The 18,891-nt window shown below is 38.0% G+C and carries 18 protein-coding genes; 4 read left to right on the forward strand and 14 right to left on the reverse strand.

The genetic code is table 11. The features are described 5' to 3' along the window. Nucleotides 1–467 precede the first annotated feature (467 nt). Together ftsH and FJR04_RS07925 are read right to left on the reverse strand one after the other, a co-directional pair. Nucleotides 468–2,405 (reverse strand): ATP-dependent zinc metalloprotease FtsH, encoded by a 1,938-nt coding sequence (gene ftsH, locus FJR04_RS07920; protein ID WP_168493377.1) that lies wholly within the window; start codon nt 2,403–2,405, stop codon nt 468–470. Between the two features lie 284 nt (nt 2,406–2,689). After that, the gene (locus FJR04_RS07925; RefSeq protein WP_168493379.1) at nt 2,690–3,358 is read right to left on the reverse strand and encodes a DUF1614 domain-containing protein; all 669 of its coding nucleotides are present in this window, start codon (nt 3,356–3,358) and stop codon (nt 2,690–2,692) included. 281 nt (nt 3,359–3,639) lie between these two features. On the opposite strand from FJR04_RS07925, the gene FJR04_RS07930 reads away from it, so the two are divergent. Both FJR04_RS07930 and FJR04_RS07935 read left to right on the forward strand, forming a co-directional pair. After that, complete coding sequence (locus FJR04_RS07930) at nt 3,640–3,831, forward strand: hypothetical protein (RefSeq protein ID WP_168493381.1); 192 nt, start codon at nt 3,640–3,642, stop codon at nt 3,829–3,831. A gap of 87 nt (nt 3,832–3,918) precedes the next feature. After that, nucleotides 3,919–5,013, forward strand: coding sequence for an AI-2E family transporter (locus tag FJR04_RS07935; RefSeq protein ID WP_168493383.1), 1,095 nt, complete (start codon nt 3,919–3,921; stop codon nt 5,011–5,013). 159 nt (nt 5,014–5,172) lie between these two features. Here FJR04_RS07935 and FJR04_RS07940 read toward each other — a convergent pair whose 3' ends face one another. From FJR04_RS07940 to FJR04_RS07955, 4 genes are all read right to left on the reverse strand, one after another. Beyond that, nucleotides 5,173–6,291, reverse strand: a complete 1,119-nt coding sequence (locus tag FJR04_RS07940; RefSeq protein ID WP_168493384.1) for a geranylgeranyl reductase family protein — start codon at nt 6,289–6,291, stop codon at nt 5,173–5,175. 201 nt (nt 6,292–6,492) lie between these two features. Further along, nucleotides 6,493–7,041, reverse strand: a complete 549-nt coding sequence (frr, locus tag FJR04_RS07945) for a ribosome recycling factor (RefSeq protein ID WP_168493387.1) — start codon at nt 7,039–7,041, stop codon at nt 6,493–6,495. Next, a complete protein-coding gene (gene pyrH, locus FJR04_RS07950) occupies nt 7,028–7,756 on the reverse strand; it encodes a UMP kinase (protein ID WP_168493388.1) in 729 nt (242 codons plus the stop codon). Before pyrH ends, frr begins: the two co-directional genes overlap by 14 nt. 74 nt (nt 7,757–7,830) lie before the next feature. After that, nucleotides 7,831–8,388 (reverse strand): thioredoxin family protein, encoded by a 558-nt coding sequence (locus tag FJR04_RS07955; RefSeq protein WP_168493390.1) that lies wholly within the window; start codon nt 8,386–8,388, stop codon nt 7,831–7,833. Nucleotides 8,389–9,317: 929 nt separating this feature from the next. Between FJR04_RS07955 and FJR04_RS07960 the strand changes: the two genes are divergently transcribed. Then, the gene (locus tag FJR04_RS07960) at nt 9,318–10,208 is read left to right on the forward strand and encodes an alpha/beta fold hydrolase (RefSeq protein ID WP_168493392.1); all 891 of its coding nucleotides are present in this window, start codon (nt 9,318–9,320) and stop codon (nt 10,206–10,208) included. An 82-nt stretch (nt 10,209–10,290) separates the two neighbouring features. On the opposite strand, the gene FJR04_RS07965 is transcribed toward FJR04_RS07960, so the two are convergent. The 8 genes from FJR04_RS07965 to FJR04_RS08000 all read right to left on the reverse strand — a co-directional run bounded on the left by FJR04_RS07965 (nt 10,291) and on the right by FJR04_RS08000 (nt 18,535). Beyond that, nucleotides 10,291–10,479, reverse strand: a complete 189-nt coding sequence (locus FJR04_RS07965) for a hypothetical protein (RefSeq protein WP_168493394.1) — start codon at nt 10,477–10,479, stop codon at nt 10,291–10,293. A gap of 507 nt (nt 10,480–10,986) precedes the next feature. Beyond that, nucleotides 10,987–11,217, reverse strand: coding sequence for a hypothetical protein (locus FJR04_RS07970; RefSeq protein WP_168493236.1), 231 nt, complete (start codon nt 11,215–11,217; stop codon nt 10,987–10,989). A 345-nt stretch (nt 11,218–11,562) separates the two neighbouring features. Then, on the reverse strand, nt 11,563–11,817 hold the full coding sequence (locus tag FJR04_RS07975) for a hypothetical protein (protein WP_168493396.1): 255 nt from the start codon (nt 11,815–11,817) through the stop codon (nt 11,563–11,565). 408 nt (nt 11,818–12,225) lie between these two features. After that, nucleotides 12,226–12,558: a hypothetical protein gene (locus FJR04_RS07980; protein WP_168493398.1), complete on the reverse strand. Its 333-nt coding sequence runs from the start codon at nt 12,556–12,558 to the stop codon at nt 12,226–12,228. A 51-nt stretch (nt 12,559–12,609) separates the two neighbouring features. Next, nucleotides 12,610–14,778: a peptidase domain-containing ABC transporter gene (locus FJR04_RS07985; RefSeq protein WP_168493400.1), complete on the reverse strand. Its 2,169-nt coding sequence runs from the start codon at nt 14,776–14,778 to the stop codon at nt 12,610–12,612. Between the two features lie 64 nt (nt 14,779–14,842). Further along, on the reverse strand, nt 14,843–16,351 hold the full coding sequence (locus FJR04_RS07990) for an HlyD family efflux transporter periplasmic adaptor subunit (RefSeq protein WP_168493401.1): 1,509 nt from the start codon (nt 16,349–16,351) through the stop codon (nt 14,843–14,845). Between the two features lie 829 nt (nt 16,352–17,180). Next, nucleotides 17,181–17,537, reverse strand: a complete 357-nt coding sequence (locus FJR04_RS07995; RefSeq protein ID WP_168493402.1) for a CTB family bacteriocin — start codon at nt 17,535–17,537, stop codon at nt 17,181–17,183. A gap of 290 nt (nt 17,538–17,827) precedes the next feature. Beyond that, on the reverse strand, nt 17,828–18,535 hold the full coding sequence (locus FJR04_RS08000) for a diacylglycerol/polyprenol kinase family protein (RefSeq protein WP_168493403.1): 708 nt from the start codon (nt 18,533–18,535) through the stop codon (nt 17,828–17,830). A gap of 52 nt (nt 18,536–18,587) precedes the next feature. Between FJR04_RS08000 and yidD the strand changes: the two genes are divergently transcribed. Beyond that, nucleotides 18,588–18,833: a membrane protein insertion efficiency factor YidD gene (yidD, locus tag FJR04_RS08005; protein ID WP_168493404.1), complete on the forward strand. Its 246-nt coding sequence runs from the start codon at nt 18,588–18,590 to the stop codon at nt 18,831–18,833. Nucleotides 18,834–18,891 lie beyond the last annotated feature (58 nt).

The raw sequence follows: 18,891 nt of genomic DNA on the forward strand, positions 1-18,891 counted from the left end.
ATTGTAATTTCTGCCATATCCTAAACCATATTAGGAAATTAATCAAAGGTGTCTCACCACTCATTTACAAAATTATTTTTTAGATGTACATAAAAGAGGTAACATAACCAAAAAATTGAGTTAGTGTAATTTTTTGCTAAATAAACCCCTTCCAAGTTGAAATCCATAGTTTTTTCTATGGCGAAAACTCAAGTTTTCAAGATGGATGAGGTTTAAGTTGATGATTTATTGATTTTCATAAATAAAGTTTTCATTTCTTAATTAATACAATCAGGGAATAATACACATATCGTTATATTTACTTCATTATTGAGTTTTAATAATAACCAGTAAAAATTCAGTTGACTATTCGCCGTAAGTCCCCCACTGAATTTGGTACTTGTGAATCAGTGGCGGGATATAAGGCGGAAAAAACTTCCCAATGAATTGGGAAGCCCACGCTGTACCGAAAGTCAGTGTGTGGTAGTTCACACTAACAAAGTTTGCATCAAAGGTTTGTCATTTTCCAACTGACCAGTTCTCAGCCATTCTGTGAGTTCTGCTGGTGCTTGAGCTTGAGTAATACGTTCCCGGAGATAGCCACCTTCAAGAATTTCTTTTTGTAACAATTCCTGGGCAATTTCTTCTAGTAAATCGCGGTTAAAGTGGAGAATAGTTAAGGCAATGTGATGAGCATTATCCACTATCTGCTTAACTTCGTGGTCAATGTCTTCTGCTACTTGGGGACTAATCGCTCGACGAGGATTTCCATAGCCTTCAATAAACTGCTGTTGAATTTTCTCGAAAGCTACTGGACCGAGTTTGTTACTCATACCATAAATGGTAACAGTCCGTTCTGCTAAGTCAGTGGCTTTTTGGATATCGTCAGCAGCGCCGGTAGATACTTTTCCAAAAACAATTTCTTCAGCCGAACGTCCACCTAATAACGTAGCAATCCGTCCGCGAATTTCATCTTCTATCATTAAAAAGCGGTCTTCTTCTGGCATTTGGATTGTATAACCCAATGCACCGACACCACGAGGAACAACGGAAATTTTCTCAACTTTACCAGCACCGGGCATTAATGAGCCAATAATAGCGTGTCCAACTTCGTGATAAGCGACGGTTTTTTTCTCGATTTCATTTAAGACACGAGAACGTTTTTCTAACCCTGCAACTAACCGTTCAATGGCTTCATTAAAATCTACCATAATTACGGCTTGGCGGTTGTTTCTAGCTGCTAATAAAGCGGCTTCATTGACCAGGTTAGCTAAATCTGCACCAGCAAAGCCGGGAGTCCGGGTAGCAATAATTCCTAAATCCACATCTTCGGCTAATTTTACATTTCTAGCGTGGACTTTGAGAATGGCTTCCCGACCGATTTTATCAGGTCTATCCACGACTACTTGACGGTCAAAACGACCAGGACGACGTAAGGCGGGATCAAGGATTTCGGGACGGTTGGTAGCAGCGATAATAATGACACCAGTGTTAGCATCAAAACCATCCATTTCCGTGAGTAATTGGTTGAGGGTTTGTTCCCGTTCATCGTTCCCACCAACAAAACCACCGGGACCACCGCGCGATTTACCCAGTGCGTCTAATTCGTCAATAAAGACAATACAGGGTGCTTGTTGTTTGGCTTGTTCAAATAAATCGCGGACTCGTGCTGCACCAACACCAACGAATAATTCGATAAATTCCGAACCGGAGATACTGAAAAAAGGAACACTGGCTTCCCCAGCGATCGCTTTTGCTAGTAATGTTTTTCCAGTACCAGGAGGTCCAACTAATAATACACCTTTGGGAATCTTTGCCCCTAAAGTTGTGTATTTGGTGGCATTTTTGAGAAAATCAATGATTTCTTCTAATTCGGCTTTGGCTTCATCTACACCTGCTACATCCGGGAATTTTACACCGGTACTGCCTTCAGAATAAATCCGGGCTTTGCTTTTTCCCACTGTGAGTGCAGCCGGTCCTCCACCTTGACGACTCATTAAAAATGCCCAAATCCCAAAGAAAATTAAGGGAGGAGCTAACCAACTTAATAAAGTTCCAATCCAAGCGTTTTCGGCTGGTGGTGGCGCGGTAAATTCGACATTATGCTGTCTGAGAATTTTGGGTAAATCTAAGTCAATGGCGACTGGTGTAGTCCGAAAGACTTGTTCAACTGTTTTTCCTTCTGGAGTTTGGGTTTTGATTGCATATTCAATGCGATCGCTGCCGACAATGGCTTTATCTACTTTACCTGCTTGCACCTGAGCGATAAAATCACTATAGGGAACTTGTTGTAACCGAGTTCCAAATATACTGGGAACTATCAAATTCAGCAATAACAAAAAAGTCAATAAAATTAGCAAACTACCGCCAAATTGCCTAATTATCGGCGTTTTCATCTGGTTCTTATTATTAGTTTCTACAGGCATTTCATTTACCTCAATCAAATTTTTTCATGAATCCAGTGATCAGTGCTTAATAAATTAAAAACCTGGATAAATCAATAACAATTGATAATTGACGGGTGAAGAAAGTGACAGGTGACAGGGAGGAGAAGAGAAAATTAATTATCCATTTTTTTCCCAAGTAGGGGCGAAGCATTCGGGCGACAAATTATCGGTTTTTCCCAAGTTTATTTTCCGAATGCTTCGCCCTTACACCGAATGCTGATGCTTCTTTTCGCCTCGCTTTAATTATTAGCAACTGACAAATATCAACTTAATAACAATGCAAATAGTCCACATAAAGCAATCCCATCAAATACACCAGCACCGCCAATGCTCAACACACCTGAACTCATGGCTTGAATGTCCTTGAGATGTAGCAAATCAGCGCCAATCAAAGTACCCAGTACACCACCCGCAAAAGCTACAGGTGCAGCATGAGATGAGGCTATAAGCATTGCAGAAACAGCCGCACTCAACGGTGCAAGCAAGGGATTCATTTGAATACCAATTCCTGGTACTACCCTGGCTGCAAAGTAGCTGACAACAGTCACAATTGCTGTAACTAAAAGAATTGCCAGTGTATTTCCCTGGGAAAACTGATATAATGCCAAAACCACTGGTATCAATCCACCACCTACATTCAGAGCTATCACGGTAGAACGTTGCATTTTCCTTAAGGGAATCCCCCAAAATTCTCTTACCCACAGTGCTGCAAATTCATCCGTTAATTGAACTGGAGCTTCTAAGCGGTAGATGGGAATGTTGATTGTGCTGGTAACTATGACTAGTACCAATAATAAAAAAGCAATGTTAGGAGAAAACCCCAACTTAGCTACCGCAATTTCCACCACGTCTACTGCTACCGCAAACCAAATAAATGGCAGCAACAGCAATAACCCAATAAATAGCAGGAATGAAATCGGTAGATATATCATGGCAATGGGAGAATAGAATAACTTTGGAAATCAAAGCATCAAATCTAGCCGATAAGTAAGTAGACGAAAATAAATCAAAGTAGATTAAGTAATGTAAAAATATTGAGATGATTTGGTAGTAAGGGCTTCAGCCCTTAAATGAGGACTAAAGTCCTCACTACAAACTTTGAATTATTCAGTCTATTCTGCTTACAAAAATTCTAACAATTACTAAACTATCTGTTGCTGTAAAGTCTAAATTAGTATATGCCCCATAAAATTATGTGTATTACCGTACTATCATGGAAAATCAACTAGGATTTTTGCTGAAGCTATTATTGTTTTCGGCTTTGCTATCAGTATTAATTAAATATGCTGCGCCGTTTTTATGGATTCCAGCCACAGTGACGAATGTGCTAATTATAGTTTTATTACCAACTGTGATTATGGCAACAACTTTACTGTTGAGAATACCAAAACAAAAAGAAAATTAACACAAAAAATGTCAGTAGTGTAGCTAAAATCAGCTAATCTAACTGCATTGTCATAAAAAGTATCTTATCAAGCTGGGAGTCTCGCTTGTGAATCTTGGTCAATGGATAGGTTTAATGGCCTTAATTATATCTTTATATATATTATGGCAACTTCGTGAAGTTTTGCTGCTGATATTTGCTGCTGTTGTTTTAGCGACGACTTTAAATCGTTTAGCTCAACGTTTGCAAAGTTTAGGAATAAAACGAGGATTAGCAGTTTTATTATCTGTAGGAATTTTCTTTGCTGGTGTGATCTGTTTTTTCTGGTTAATTGTACCACCTTTTATCCAGCAATTTAATGAACTCACCTATAGAGTTCCCCAAGGATTTGAGCGGTTTAATAGTTGGATTGATGAACAAAGAACTCATATTCCTCAACAATTATTACCCTACATACCGGATTTGAATAGTTTGATTGAACAAGCACAACCGCTATTTAATCGCCTATTAGGTAACTCTTTTGCTTTTGTTTCTGGATCTTTAGAAGTAGTCCTGAAAATTCTCTTAGTTCTGGTTTTAACCGGAATGTTTCTAGTTGATCCTGATGCTTATCAGAAAGTATTTATCCGCATATTTCCCTCCTTTTATCGGCGACGGGTAGGAGGAATTGTAGAACAGTGCGAAGTTTCTTTAGGAGGATGGGTTACAGGTGCAGCAATTGGTGTTTTTGTAGTCGGGTTGATGAGTTTGGTGGGTTTATCAATTTTACACATTAAAGCCGCATTAGCTTTGTCGGTGTTAGCAGGATTTATGAATTTAATTCCTAATTTGGGTCCAACTATGAGTGTAGTTCCTGCTATGGCGATCGCTCTTTTGGATAGTCCCTGGAAAGCTGTTGCTGTTTTTATTCTCTTCTTTTTTATTCAACAAGCAGAGAGCAATTTCATTACACCTGTAGTTATGGCACATCAAGTATCTTTACTACCTGCTGTCACTCTAATTTCTCAGTTATTTTTTGTGACTTTCTTTGGATTTTTAGGATTATTTTTAGCACTTCCTCTCACCGTTGTTGCAAAAATTTGGGTGCAAGAAGTGTTGATTAAAGATGTGTTAGATCAATGGGGTAAGTATGAGGAAGATAATACAGAGTTAGTGATCGTTAAGGAATATCCTGCTCTCCATGACGCTGATATTGAGGAGTAGGAGTCAGTTGTCCGTTGTCCGTTGTCAGTTGTCCGTTGTCCGTTGCAAAAGAATATTTTTCTCCGACCCCCTGCTCCCTGCTCCCCTGCTCCCTTCTCCCTTCTGCCTTCTCCCTGCTCCTCTGCTCCCTGCTCCCCTGCTCCCCTACTCCCTGCTATATCAACCAAAACCAGGAATTAATCGCTTTAAAGCACGACCGGCGACATCACCATAGCGCAGTTCGCCACAGAGGATTTTACCCATGATTTGAGCGCCAGAGGGGCGTTTAACACCGACTTTGTAGCCAATACCAGGGAAGCGGTAAAATGCTCCTGCTAGTTTTTGCGCCCAAGCCATATCGCTTCCCCATTGTTCGTTAATGGCATCGGTATAATTAGCTAGGGCATTAATATCACCACTTAAAGCATCGTTAATAAATCCTGCGGCTAGAACACCGCTAAAAATAGAAGGACGAATGCCTTCGGCTGTAAAGGGATCAACTACACAAGCTGCTTCTCCAGCTAAAACTGCGTTTTGGGTGTGCAGTTTTTGGTTTCCATCCCAAATACACAGGGGATGACCATATTGTTTACTATTTTTGACATCTACATTAAAAGATTTGGCATATTCATCTAAAATTTTCTTAAAGTCTTGGGGTTCACCACCAATAAATGTTCCCACGCCGATGGAATAAGAGTCAGCTTTGGGGAAGTTCCAAATATAGCCATTTTTGACTAAGCCAAATTCAAAGTGAATTGTGGTTTTTTTCTCGACAGTTGCGGGAATTTCGGCTTCTAATGCTCCTGCTAATCGGCGTTTGCGTTCTTTAAAACCTAGCCATTTAGCCATTGAACCTTTTGCACCATCGGCAGCAATCAGATAGCGGCCTGTAACTGGTCCATTAGCTGTATTAACTTGCCAATGATCGGTTTTAAATTCGATCCCTGTGACTTCTGTATTGTCCCGTAGTTCAGCCCCTTGGTTTTGGGCTTGTTGAACTAGAAAATGATCGAAAATATCTCGCCGTACCATCCAAACTGGATCTTTGGTATCAATTTTTGCTTCTACAGGGTCGCCTAATTTCCAAGTGAAGCTCAAAGAGTCGGCTTTTACGGAAATGGCGGGGCTAAAGTCAAAATCGAACCATTGAGCGATCGCTGGTGACACACCACCGCCACAAGGCTTATATCTGGGCAAGGATTCTTTTTCTAAAACTAAAACTGAGCGACCTTTTTTGGCTAGATGATATGCTGCTGTTCCACCTGCTGGTCCAGCACCGACGATGATACAGTCGTACATAATGGCTAATTTTTGCTTTTTATTTTAGTTAGTTGATTTTCTAGTATATATAAGGGTTTATGATTTTTTATAAATTTTTAGTGAATATGGGAACAGGGAACAGGGAACAGGGAACAGGCAAGAGGCAGAAATTCTTGAATTTTGACTTTTAACTTGTTTTGTCTCCCCATCACCCTGTCACCCCATGAAAGAGTCCCCAGATTAGACAGTGGTGATGTCTTTTTCCTTTTCTGCCAACAAGTGGTCAATTTTTTCTGTGTGCTTGTTAGTCAGCTTTTGGAGTTTGTCTTGTTGATCCCGTGATTCATCTTCTGAGATTTCGGCATTTTTTTCCTGTTTGCGGATAGAGTCTATAGCATCTCGGCGGATATTGCGAATTGCTACACGACCTTCCTCTGCATACTTAGCCGCAAGTTTAACAAATTCTTTCCGGCGATCGCTGGTTAATGGCGGAATATTCAACCGAATCACAGTCCCGTCGTTATTGGTTGTTAAACCCACGTCGGATAAAGAGATGGCTTTTTCAATAATATTCAAGCTGCTCTTATCGTAAGGCTGAATCAGGATGGTTGAAGAATCTGGTGTGCTAATGTTTGCTAGTGATTTTAAGGATGTGGGTGTACCGTAATACTCCACTTGTACCTTATCTAATAAACTCGCATTAGCGCGACCAGTGCGAATGGTATTAAAAGCTCGTTGAGTGGACTCAACGGTTTTCTGCATTGTCTCTTGAGCTTCAGCTAATTTCACAAGAACCTCCCACAAGGGTGCCAATGGATTCTCCCATGACTGCCCGGTGGATGTTACCTCGCACCGTTAGGTCAAATACTAGAATGGGGAGATTATTTTCTTTACATAAGGCAATTGCGGTACTATCCATGACTCGCAAATCTTTAGCCAAAACGTGGGCGTAGGTAAGAGTCGTAAACCGTTTGGCATCAGGATGAAGTTTGGGATCAGCATCGTAGATACCGTCTACTTTGGTAGCTTTAAAAATCACTTCTGCTTCAATTTCTGCGGCTCTTAAGGCCGCAGTCGTATCTGTGGTAAAGAAGGGATTGCCTGAACCAGCCCCAAAAATTACCACCCGCCCTTTTTCTAGATGACGGATGGCTCGACGGCGAATATATGGTTCTGCTAGTTCTTGCATAGCGATCGCCGTTTGTACCCTTGTCTGTATTCCCATCCGTTCTAGAGAATCTTGCAAGGTCATGGCGTTCATTACCGTAGCAATCATCCCGATATAATCAGCAGTTGCCCGATCCATACCCGCCGATGCTGCTTTCACGCCTCGAAAAATATTCCCACCGCCAACAACGATGGCTATCTGCACACCAGTGGCTATCACCTCTCCTATTTCCTTGGCTATTCCCTCGACCACTTCTGGATCAATGCCATAGCCCAGGTTGCCCATTAAGGCTTCACCGCTCAGTTTAAGTAAAACCCGTCGGTAATTCGTTCCCATGAAGTTCCGCTTTATCAAAAAAGTTGCAATTGCCTCCAATTTAAGATAGCAGTACAGTGACTATCTGTGTCTAGTTAGGTTGTACGCCATCTGAATACAGTACCTATTTGTTCGGTTTGGGCTGGCTGTATTTCTTGTTCTTGAAATAAACACGCGATCGCATTTCTTAAATAATCCACTCCCGCTGCTGATGCTTGATCGGGGTGATCATCTATCTGCCCTTTATAGCGGACAATCCCATGATGATCTATTAAAAAAGCTGTAGGTGTCGTCATTACACCAAAGCTGCGAGTTACATCTTGAGTTGAGTCCCATATATAGGGAAAATTTAGTTGATGACGCTCGGCAAAAGCTTTCATCTGTTCAAAATGGTCTCCCATCTCATTTTCGCCACTACAACCATTTAAACCAATCAGTGTAAACCCACTATCTGCAAATTCCGCTTGAATATTTTTGAGTCTATCTATGTACATCTCTACATAGGGACAATCATTGTTTAATGAAATCACACAGATTAAATGGAATTTTTCCAGATAGCGACTTAAATGGTGTACTTGTTTGTCAATTCCGGGCAGTTCAAAATCTGGGGCATAACTCCCAATTGGAGTATCACTTGTTTCTAGTATATTCATCTGCTCTGACTCGAAAGAACTAGTACAACTTGGCGGAATCCAAAATTTAACATTCAAACTAAATACAATTTGAGCTTTTTGTAAAGTTGGGAATAGTAGTTTATTTCCGCTGTGGTTAACTAGGCACAAAAAATTTGTGTTAACTTCGGCATTCGGTTTTAAGTCTAAATTGAAAAGGTGCAGAATGTAAAATAATTGACTCTAGTAATGGTAATTATTTTATCATCATTAACTATATCATTGTTGGGAATTCTCCAGCTAACTTTCATAGATTTTTGTAAATAAATTCACCAACTCAGAATATTTTACAATTAAACACAACACATCATGGAAATGCTGTACAAAATATCTCTAAAGCGGTTTTAAATTTCCTTATAAGTTTTAATTACAGGGAAATGACTGTAGTCACTTTAGTATAATCATAATACTGACTGTATTCAATTTATCTCCTAGTAAAATTTACCGAACTTTTTTAAAACATAGTAATTTTTTATTGAAAACTTTAGGATTAAATTTACCAAAAATTGATATGTAAACCTCAGCCAATTTTACAGAAGTAGTACAAGTCACTAAGTAAGAGGCTCGGAAAAAGTTCTTTCATCAGAGCGAGGAATCCACATCAATAAATGGGTGCGTACTACCTATTAGGGAGCGATTTTACGCCATTTGAGGCTTGTTCTTGAACGATTTACCCCAGATTATTGAGCAGTTACAAAGCAAGGAATCACAAGGTAGGGGCGCAAGGCCTGCGCCCAGTCAATTATCAATTGTCATTGATTGATCTAGGTTTTCACTTTATTAAGCATTGTCAATTGTCAATTATCAATTGTTAATTGTTAATATAGTCTCGAATTTGGGAAAATGAGCGATTTTTGATGATTGATTGACAACTGCCATACTGAACAAAGTAATCTTCGATCATATTTCCTATGACCACCTCTACAAAAATCTGGCTTTGGCAAGGTTTCCCAATTTGTTACCAAACCCAAGGGACTACAGGCCCTGCTGTAATCCTCATCCATGGATTTGGGGCATCATGGCAGCACTGGCGCAAAAATATCCCAGTTTTAGCAGAAAGTTGTCGAGTTTATGCCATTGATTTAATAGGCTTTGGCGGTTCAGCCAAACCGACACCAGGAGAAAAAATTACCTACACACTAGAAACCTGGGGACAGCAAATAGTTGATTTTTGTCGGGAAGTAGTGGGTGAACCAGCGTTTTTAGTGGGAAATTCCATTGGTTGTATTGTCGCCATGCAAGCTGCGGTAATTAACCCGGATATGACTTTGGGAACTGCTTTACTTAATTGTTCTTTGCGATTATTGCACGATCGCAAACGCATTACTTTACCTTGGATAAAGCGGGTTGGTGCGCCAATTTTGCAAAACTTTTTATCTATTAAACAAGTAGGTGATTTCTTTTTCAATCGCCTCGCTCAACCGAAAACAGTCAAAAATATTCTTTTACAAGCCTATGCTAACGGGGAAACAGTCACAGATGAATTAGTAGAGATTTTGATGACACCAGCGAAAGATTCAGGTGCTGCTGCTGTATTCTTGGCTTTTACTGCTTATTCCAGCGGACCTTTACCAGAAGACTTATTACCTATATTATCTTGTCCAGCGATTATTTTATGGGGAACGGCTGACCCTTGGGAACCCATTAATTTAGGTAGAGAGTTAGCCAATTTTCCCCAAGTCCAAAAATTTATTTCTTTGGAAGGAGTAGGTCATTGTCCTCAAGATGAAGCACCTGAGTTAGTAAATCCGATTTTACTAAATTGGATTGGTGAGTTGGTTTTAGATATTGCCGAAAAATAAGATAGAGACGTTCCACAGAACGTCTCTATATAAAATTAGATTGAATCAAGATCGTACAGTATTCAAAGTTGAGTCCATTAGATTACCAACGACGATAGCCACCACCCCAGCGTGGACGACCCCAGCCACCACCCCAGCGTGGACGACCCCAGCCACCACCCCAGCGTGGACGACCCCAGCCACCACCCCAGTAGTGACCACCGGAGAGTAGTTCCTGATCTTCTGCGGATAATTCAGTCAATAACTCAGATGAAATGTTTTGATCTGACATAATTGTTCACCTCAATTAATAGTTTAGAGTTTACTCACTTAAATTAAGTAAGTGTTAAGTTTGTAATCCTCTCTTCTATTTGTAAATATGTTTGTTGAAAATTCACTTCTCCTAGAGTTAGAATTAAAAAAGATAAAAATATAGCTTTTGATTAGGCTAAATACATTTTCGATTATAGTGATTTATCTCCCAAGTAATACAGCTATTAAATCAGCATAGAATCTTAGAATTAGGATTAGTAAAAACCAGAAGATATTCTGATATTTGCTGATTTAATAACATTTGATATAATTCAAAGATTACAGATTGCATATTCTAAATTACAATATATCCGTTACATAAGTCAAACGTAAAAGTTATATCCCGCAAGAAACTGAATTTCCTGACGGGATATAACAAAGATCATCTTTAGACAACTAAATCACCTAAAAATCTATGGCTTCAGCCTGGTTATGTTATCAGTTGTTGAAGGACAGAGGTTAGGCATTCTTAGTTACCTTATTCATCCTAATAGCGACCTCTGTCATCATCATAGCCACCTCTGTCATCATCATAGCCACCTCTGTCATCATAGCCATTTCTGTCATCATAGCCACCTTTTTGTCCACCGTAGGATTTTTTGGGATAGCAATCCCAGTAACATTTGCGGACACATCTTCTTCTTCCCCCAGATAAAAGTTCCTGGTCTTCGGTGGATAATTCTACAAGCAAATTTGATGTAGTGATTTGAGAAGTCATGATTGTTAGCCTCACTAATTTACTATAGATGTGTGGCATCTATTAATTTATTTATAACTATTTTTTTTATGATAGTAATTCGCCCATAGTTATAAATACGAAAGATTTCTTTTATTTCTTATGGACTATTATAGTAGTTATTAATTTATAACTGTATTTATTGAATAAGATAAATTACATGTAAATAATTTCAACTAACTATTTTGATCAATAAAATACACCCATAATATTTACATATCTTGATGGGTGCAAAATTATAACTACGACCTTGATATATTCTTCAAATTGGTGGGTTTCCAGTAGTCAAACTTATTTCCAAATCATGGAAATAAAAGAGATGACTAATTAGGCTTTGATATAAAATTTGGGGTTATAGATAGTGGGACGGTAAACTAAAAAGTTATATTTAGATTTACCATCTTTCTTTTGACATTCATCATCATCATCATCATCAGAGGAAGAAGAACCGTTAAATCTACCCCCATTAAATTTACCGTTTTCTTCTTCATGAGAAGGACTATAGCGCCCTCCAGTTAATATCTCTTGTTCATCTGTTGATAAGTCAACAATTAAATCCGATTGCATGACTTGATGTGACATGATCATTAACCTCATTATTGATTTATAAAGGTGAAAAACACCTTTAACTTTATTTATAAATATAAAGTCTAAATATTTAATTCACCTAAAGACATAATATCTTATGCCAAAAAATCAACCTGATTTACTACTCCATGAATATCCTCATATTTTCTACCATGCTCAATAATTCTCAATTGGGCATTAACTACAACCTAAAACAACGGTTCTAGCGACCAAAATACATAGAAATGGTGAAAATATGATAAGTAGGTAGATGCTAATCAACCCAACTATGTAACGAACTGTAAATTACCCAAAACTCTTGGGATTGCTGCGTTCCACTCCGTTCCACTCGCAATGACATAGTTATAAGTTTTCCCACCTACCTACTTACTTTACATCGAGAGGGAGTTAAAAAACAACTAACTAAGAGAATAAATATTTAAATAAAAGCATTAAATTATTATTCTGTTTGTTAGTATCAATATTATTTAATTGTCCCATTCCCAAGTTCATAGGAATAATCATGGTGATTTGGGAAAGTTTATATTTAGTATTTTCTGAACTAGAATCACCTGCTGCAAGATTTAAATTATTGTTACCTTCGGTTTCGATATCAGTTTTCTGGAAAAATAAATTTCCCTCATCTAATCCTTCCCCGAACATAGAGGATATTTGTCCACCAACGAGAGATTCTTGTTCTGCTTCAGACAGAGATATGAATAATTGAGGTTGATTGAGTTGAGTATTGTAAAACATATTGTTATGGGTTGAAATAATCAGTAAATAAAGAACTTAATAACTATTGATTTATACAGTTAAAAACTGTAGATGTTCTCCCGGTTTTGATAAAAATGTATCAGGAGTTCCTTGAATTTGTACTTGACCTTTTTCTATCAATACAATCCAATTAGCGCGATGGATAACACTCGGACGATGGGTAATTAAAATTGTGGTTTTTCCTGCACGATATTCCAAAAGACGATCTAGAACATGAGCCTCACTCATAGGATCTAGTCCGGCTGTAGCTTCATCTAAAATGAGTATAGGTGGATTTGTGAGAATTCCGCGAGCGATCGCTAATCTTTGTCTTTGTCCACCAGAAAGATTTGCGCCAAATTCTCCTAATACAGTTTGATATTTATTAGGTAATTGACTAATAAAGCCATCTGCGTCAGCAATATCACAAGCTCGCACAACTTCTTCAAAAGAAATAGAAGGTGTTCCTAATTGGAAGTTTTCTAAAATTGAACGACTCCAAAAATGAGGTTCTTGGGGAACATAAACTACTTGTTGTCGTAAACAATCTAAAGCGATATCTTGCATATTAAAAAAACCGATGCGGATATTACCAGAATCTGGTTGATATAACCCAGCCAATAATTTAGCTAAAGTGCTTTTACCACAGCCTGATTTACCAATTAAAGCAATTACTTTTCCCCCAGGAAGCTGAAGAGAAAAATCATCTAGTAAATCCACTCTTCCGGGGTGATGAAACTTGATATGGGAACAACTAATATCTGCATGACTAGAAATTTGGGCGATGGGTTTTTGACTACCTCCTACTACTTCTGGTGTCGCATCAATCACTTCTAATAATCGAGAAACTGCGGTTTGAGAGCGAAAATATTCATCAACAAAGCCAACTAATGAGCTAATTAAAACTAAAACATTAACTTGTAAAGCATTAAAAGCTAACATTTGTCCAATACTTAAATTACCTCGAATAACTAAAATACTGCCAAATCCTAGTAAGACTACACCACCAACTGTAGATAAAAGTTTAGCCACAGTCCCGTTAATAATTGCTAATTGAATTGTACTAAAAGTCAGATTCGCTAGACGACCAAAACGACTTTGAAATTCATCCCAAAATTGAGGAGCGGCATTTGTAGTTTTGATTACCTGTGCGCCTTTAAATGTTTCTACTAAAACCCCTTGATTTTCTGCTCCTAACACTAAAAGACTGCGAGTTTTTTGTTGGAGAATGGGTAAAAAAGGTAAAGTAGATAAAGTCATTAAAGCAGCAATTAATAGAACTGCTATTGTTAATTGCCAGCTATAAAATAACATTAAACCTAAAGAGATAACAGCAATAAAAAACTGGCTGGGTAACACAATCACAATTTGTGATACTAATTGATTAATTTCACTAATATCTCTCAATCGGCTAGTGATTTCCCCACTTCGTCGAGATTCATAATAATTTAGTGGTAATTGGAGAAGTTTCCGCCCAAATTCTAGAACTAAACCTAATTGTAATCTTTGTCCAAAGTGAGAAATCATTAAAGATTGAAATACTTGTAAACCTCCACTAAATAAACTCATGATGATAACGGCAGAAACCACAACTGTCAGTAATTGTACATCTCCCCGAACGAGAACATCATCTGTTAATAATTGAATCAAAACAGGAGTTCCTAAAGCTAGTATGCCAAGAACAATATTGATCATTAAAACCTGAGTTAGTAAGCCACGATAGGGTAGAATGCGGCGAAAAAATCGCATTATTCCACCTTTCGATTCTTCTTGAGGTTGATCAAAAAATCGCTCTGGATCTGGCTCTACTAAGAGCATGACTCCATTCCAAGCCGTAGTTAATTCTTCTTTGGTGAGATAACGAATGCCGACAGCAGGATCGGCAATTACGTATTTTCTGCCTTTTTTACCATATAAAACTACCCAATGATAGCCTTGCCAATGGATAATTGCAGGTAATGTAATTTCTGTGATTCTGTCTATAATTTCTGGGGAAGCTTTGACGGCTCTAGCATTAAAACCAAGATTTTCTGAGCCTCGTTTTAATCCTAATAAAGTTGTTCCTAGTTGTCCAGTTCCCACGGCATCACGGCTTTTATTCATACTTAAAAAGCGCCCATAATGCTTGGTAATGGAAACTAGACAAGCTGCTCCACAGTCTTCTTCACTTAACTGTAAAGTACACTTGTATTTTTGAGGACTTTTGAAGATATTGAACATAAACGTTAAAGATTTAACATTAATAAAACTGGTGAGAATATGGAATTGTGCTGTTGCTTAATTTCTATAAGTCCGTGATTAGTCTGCCTTTTCTGAGAATAAATTTCATGACAGTTTCCCTCCGGGAAATAATATCAGCGCGTCCTTCCATACCAGATTTAAGATGACACAAGCGATCGCCTTTCCCTAGATATATATTTTCTGGTTCAATATTGACTTCGTAAGTAGATGCTTGGGGTGTACTTGGAACTAAATTGTTTTGTACTATGGCTACAGCATCTGGTGCAACTGCTTTCACAGTTCCATTGAGAGTTCCATACTCTGGATAGGGACAAGCGGAAACTTGCATTTTTACGGCTTGATTGACTTCCACTTTGTCAATATCTTTTGCAGAAACACGAGCTTTGATTACTAAAGGAGCATCAAGAGGAGCAATTTGAGCGATCGCTTCACTGATTTGCACTACCTGTTCAGAGTTGCGGAGTTTCAGTTGCATTAGTGTCCCAGTTGTGGGAGAACGAATTACACTTTTATTCAAGTCATTTTCTAGTTGTTGTAATTCTTGACGAGCGCGAATTTGTTGTTTTTGTAGTTCTAATCTTTGCTGAAATAATGTCTCTCCTTCTTTTTGTAAAGCAGCTAAAGTAGCTCTACCCCTAGACTGTTCTTGTTTAATTCTTTCCGATGCTACTGTGACATTGGCATTACTAGGATTAATCGCAATTTTGGCTTTTTGTAGGTTTATTTTAGCTAATTTTACAGCTTGTTCTTTTTCTTCTTGGAGATTTTTAGAACTAGATTTAGCTTGTTCTAATTTGGCTTCAGCCGTTTTTACAGCTTGTTCTTTTTCTTCCAGTAAATTCTGAGATATTGCTCCTGATTTCACTATCTCCTGCAAGCGATCGCGCTGTAATTTAGCCAAATTTAAGCTTGATTCTGCCTCTTTTATAGTTGTTTCTAAAACCTTCTCTGTTTGTAATCTTTTGAGTTGTTCCTGCGCTAATTTCAAAGCTACTTCCGCTTGTCTCATTTCCGCATTCGCTTGAATTCCCTGATCTTTATAGTTGCGTTCACTACCAGTTAACTCAGCTTGTGCAGCTATAATACTGCGTTCATTTAAATTAGTTTGAGCAAGTATTTGAGCATTGACTTGATTGATTTGAGCATTAACTTGATTGATTTGTAATTGATTTTTCTCAATAGTATTTTGCAGTTGTTTTTTCTGAGATTGTAATTGGGAATCATCAAGATAAGCAATTATTTCTCCCTTATTGACAAACTGATTTTCCTTGACTGCAATCTTTCTCACCGTTCCCGTCATTGCAGATTCAACTAACCGTAACTCTCCCAATGGTCGAATAGTTGCAGGAACTTTAACTGTGACATTGTAATTGAGGACAGATGTGAGACTGACAGCAATTACAAAGATACTAATCATCACCCCCCCACCAATATTGAGCCATTTACCAATATGGGGAAGAAACTCATTAGCTTGTAGTATGGGCAGATCCTCTGGAATCGTCTCATTTAAACGATTCCAAGAATTGTTGTCTTCACGCTGTAACGAGTTCACGACATCGCACCTTATATTAGGACTAGAATATGCTGTTCTGAGATTTAAGTGGCAAATATTATGGAATAAAAAAGTAACTATCCCAGGTAGTAAATTATCAGAAATAAAAATCAGGAAATACCTGTATTCAGATTATTCACATTGTGGAAACTACTTTGATAATGGTTTATAATTAAGGAAGGGGTAGAGAAAGTTTTGCCAGGAAAATGCAAATTAACTTTCTCAAATCTTTAACGCCTAAAAAGCGTAAAGAAAATAGAGGAGAACGCTCAAACTCTCTCAAAGTCCTCACTTACGTTGAGCGAGTTATTATCATCTCCTCTAACCCCTTTTTTATATTTCCAAAAAGTTAGCCCAAAATTTACAGCTATTTTCAGGAATATGAACCACATCTTGATTAAAATTTCATAGCAAGGAGGAAAGAAGGCAAGAGATTAATTTTGAGTGTGGTCTAAATACATAAAAATTGCTGTCATCAAAACTTTGAGCCGAGAGGTTATCTTGTCTAGGAAATGATGATTTGAGTAGACATGATCTTGAAATTGGTTTTCATTTGCATAAATAAAGATTCCAGAGACTGATTCAATCATGCAGTCATCCCATACGCATCCAGTTAGATGAATCGGGTTTTGCATTTATTGAACATGGCAGGAAAACTCTGGAATCTATCTTTTGCCTAATTACACTAGTCAGCGCGGCAAAAATAACTAACCATTAAAAATTAATAAACAGCTTGGGAAATCTGCTTTTTTAATTTCTAATTTCGCCCTACGGTACTAGTTTAATCCTGCATTGAAATAGGGCAACTTCTAGCCTGAGAAGTCTATATCTAGATCACCAGTCCAGACTGAGTTGCATCTCCTTGATCTATACCTACAGCAGGTGGTGTAACGACTCCTCCAGATCCTTCGGTTGGTAACACTGCTGATCCTAAAGGTCCTACACCAAGAGGAATGTCTCCACCCAAACCTAAGAAATCTTGTGCCGCAGTCAATATGGTATTAGCACGACCGGCGGAGGTTGCAGTGCTACCTTGTGGACCAGAGGTGCTTGTTCCTAATAAAGCTGATCCTCTATTCCCGTAATTACTAGCAGCTAGTTCAAAATCAGCCCCACCAGTGACTATCTCTTGTTGTTCATCAGATAATGCAATCAACAAACTGGAAGTATTCATTTGATTTGACATAATTATTAGCCTCACTTACGTAAATAGGTGTTTGACCACCTAATAATTCAACTATAAGCATTGTTGCTTAGGAATTCATAAACCTACAGGTAGAAAGTAGAGTTTACAAATTTACCTCTATAAGTAGAGACAAAATAGTTTATGCTTACTAAAATAGGAGTATTATAAAAATAATTTTATTCTAGAAAATCTGCCTAATATTTATTTTTATAGAGAAGTCGGATTATATTGATTGATAAAAATTCTCCACTCCCTAAAAAATATAGACATCTCTAATTTTCCAAGCATATTCAGTAACTAGAAAGTAGCTGCGTTAACATATAAGCACAGACAGCACTACCGATAGGAACTGTTAAATTATCTACACCTAAAAAAGAAAATGCTTCTAAAATCGTAGCTATTAAGGCGATAATTAACGAGATTATCCAAGTTTGCCAAATATTTCCTTGGGTAAGGAGTAAAATAGTTACACAAATCAAATAACTAACTAAAGTGACGGTGAAAGAACCTTCCCAGCTTTTTTGAGAACCAAAAATTATATATTTATGTTTGCCAAAGCGTTTACCAATTAAAGCCGCTAATCCATCACCCCAAGCCATAATCATAATTCCTAAAACAGCATATTGTGGTTGGTGTAAATGCCAAAAACCAGCAACTAAAACACCAATACTCACAGCATAGAAAAATGTTCCCAAACTGTGACGACCAACGCTATTAATCCCAGGAAGAATGGGGAATTTATAAGATAATAAAGTGACAATACTGGCGAAAATCGAAGCTGTAATTCCCACAAATGGGGGAATATCTAACCACCAAGCGATAACAATAACGTTACCTGTGCCAATATGCACGATTTTACGAATAATTTCTGGTTCGCTATGAGGAAAACGACTAACCACCCACGCAACGCAAATAATAAATCCTACCCAAGCCGCCGCGGGGGCAATTTGCAGCGACAATGGGTAAAGTGTTTCTAAATTGAGGAATATATTAGACAATGATCCAACAGAGGTATTTTCAAGGTTTGATACTACTTTATTAGATTTGAGTATGAAAATATTATTGATTTGGCTAATTAAAGGTTATCGCTTATTCATTTCTCCCCTATTTTCCCCCACTTGTCGCTTTCAACCAACCTGTTCTATGTATGCTATTCAAGCTATTGAACGGTTTGGGGTGTTTCGTGGTAGCTGGATGGGTATAATGAGGATTTTACGCTGTCATCCTTTTCATCCAGGTGGTTATGATCCTGTTCCAGATGTAGAAAAAAAGTCTTGTTGTGAACATGAACACTGAACACAGATTAAAGAGATTAAAGGATTGCACAGATATTTTGTAGCGGTGCAGTTTTCTT

The sequence above is a fragment of the Anabaena sp. UHCC 0204 genome (assembly GCF_009711975.1).
Taxonomy (GTDB): domain Bacteria; phylum Cyanobacteriota; class Cyanobacteriia; order Cyanobacteriales; family Nostocaceae; genus Dolichospermum.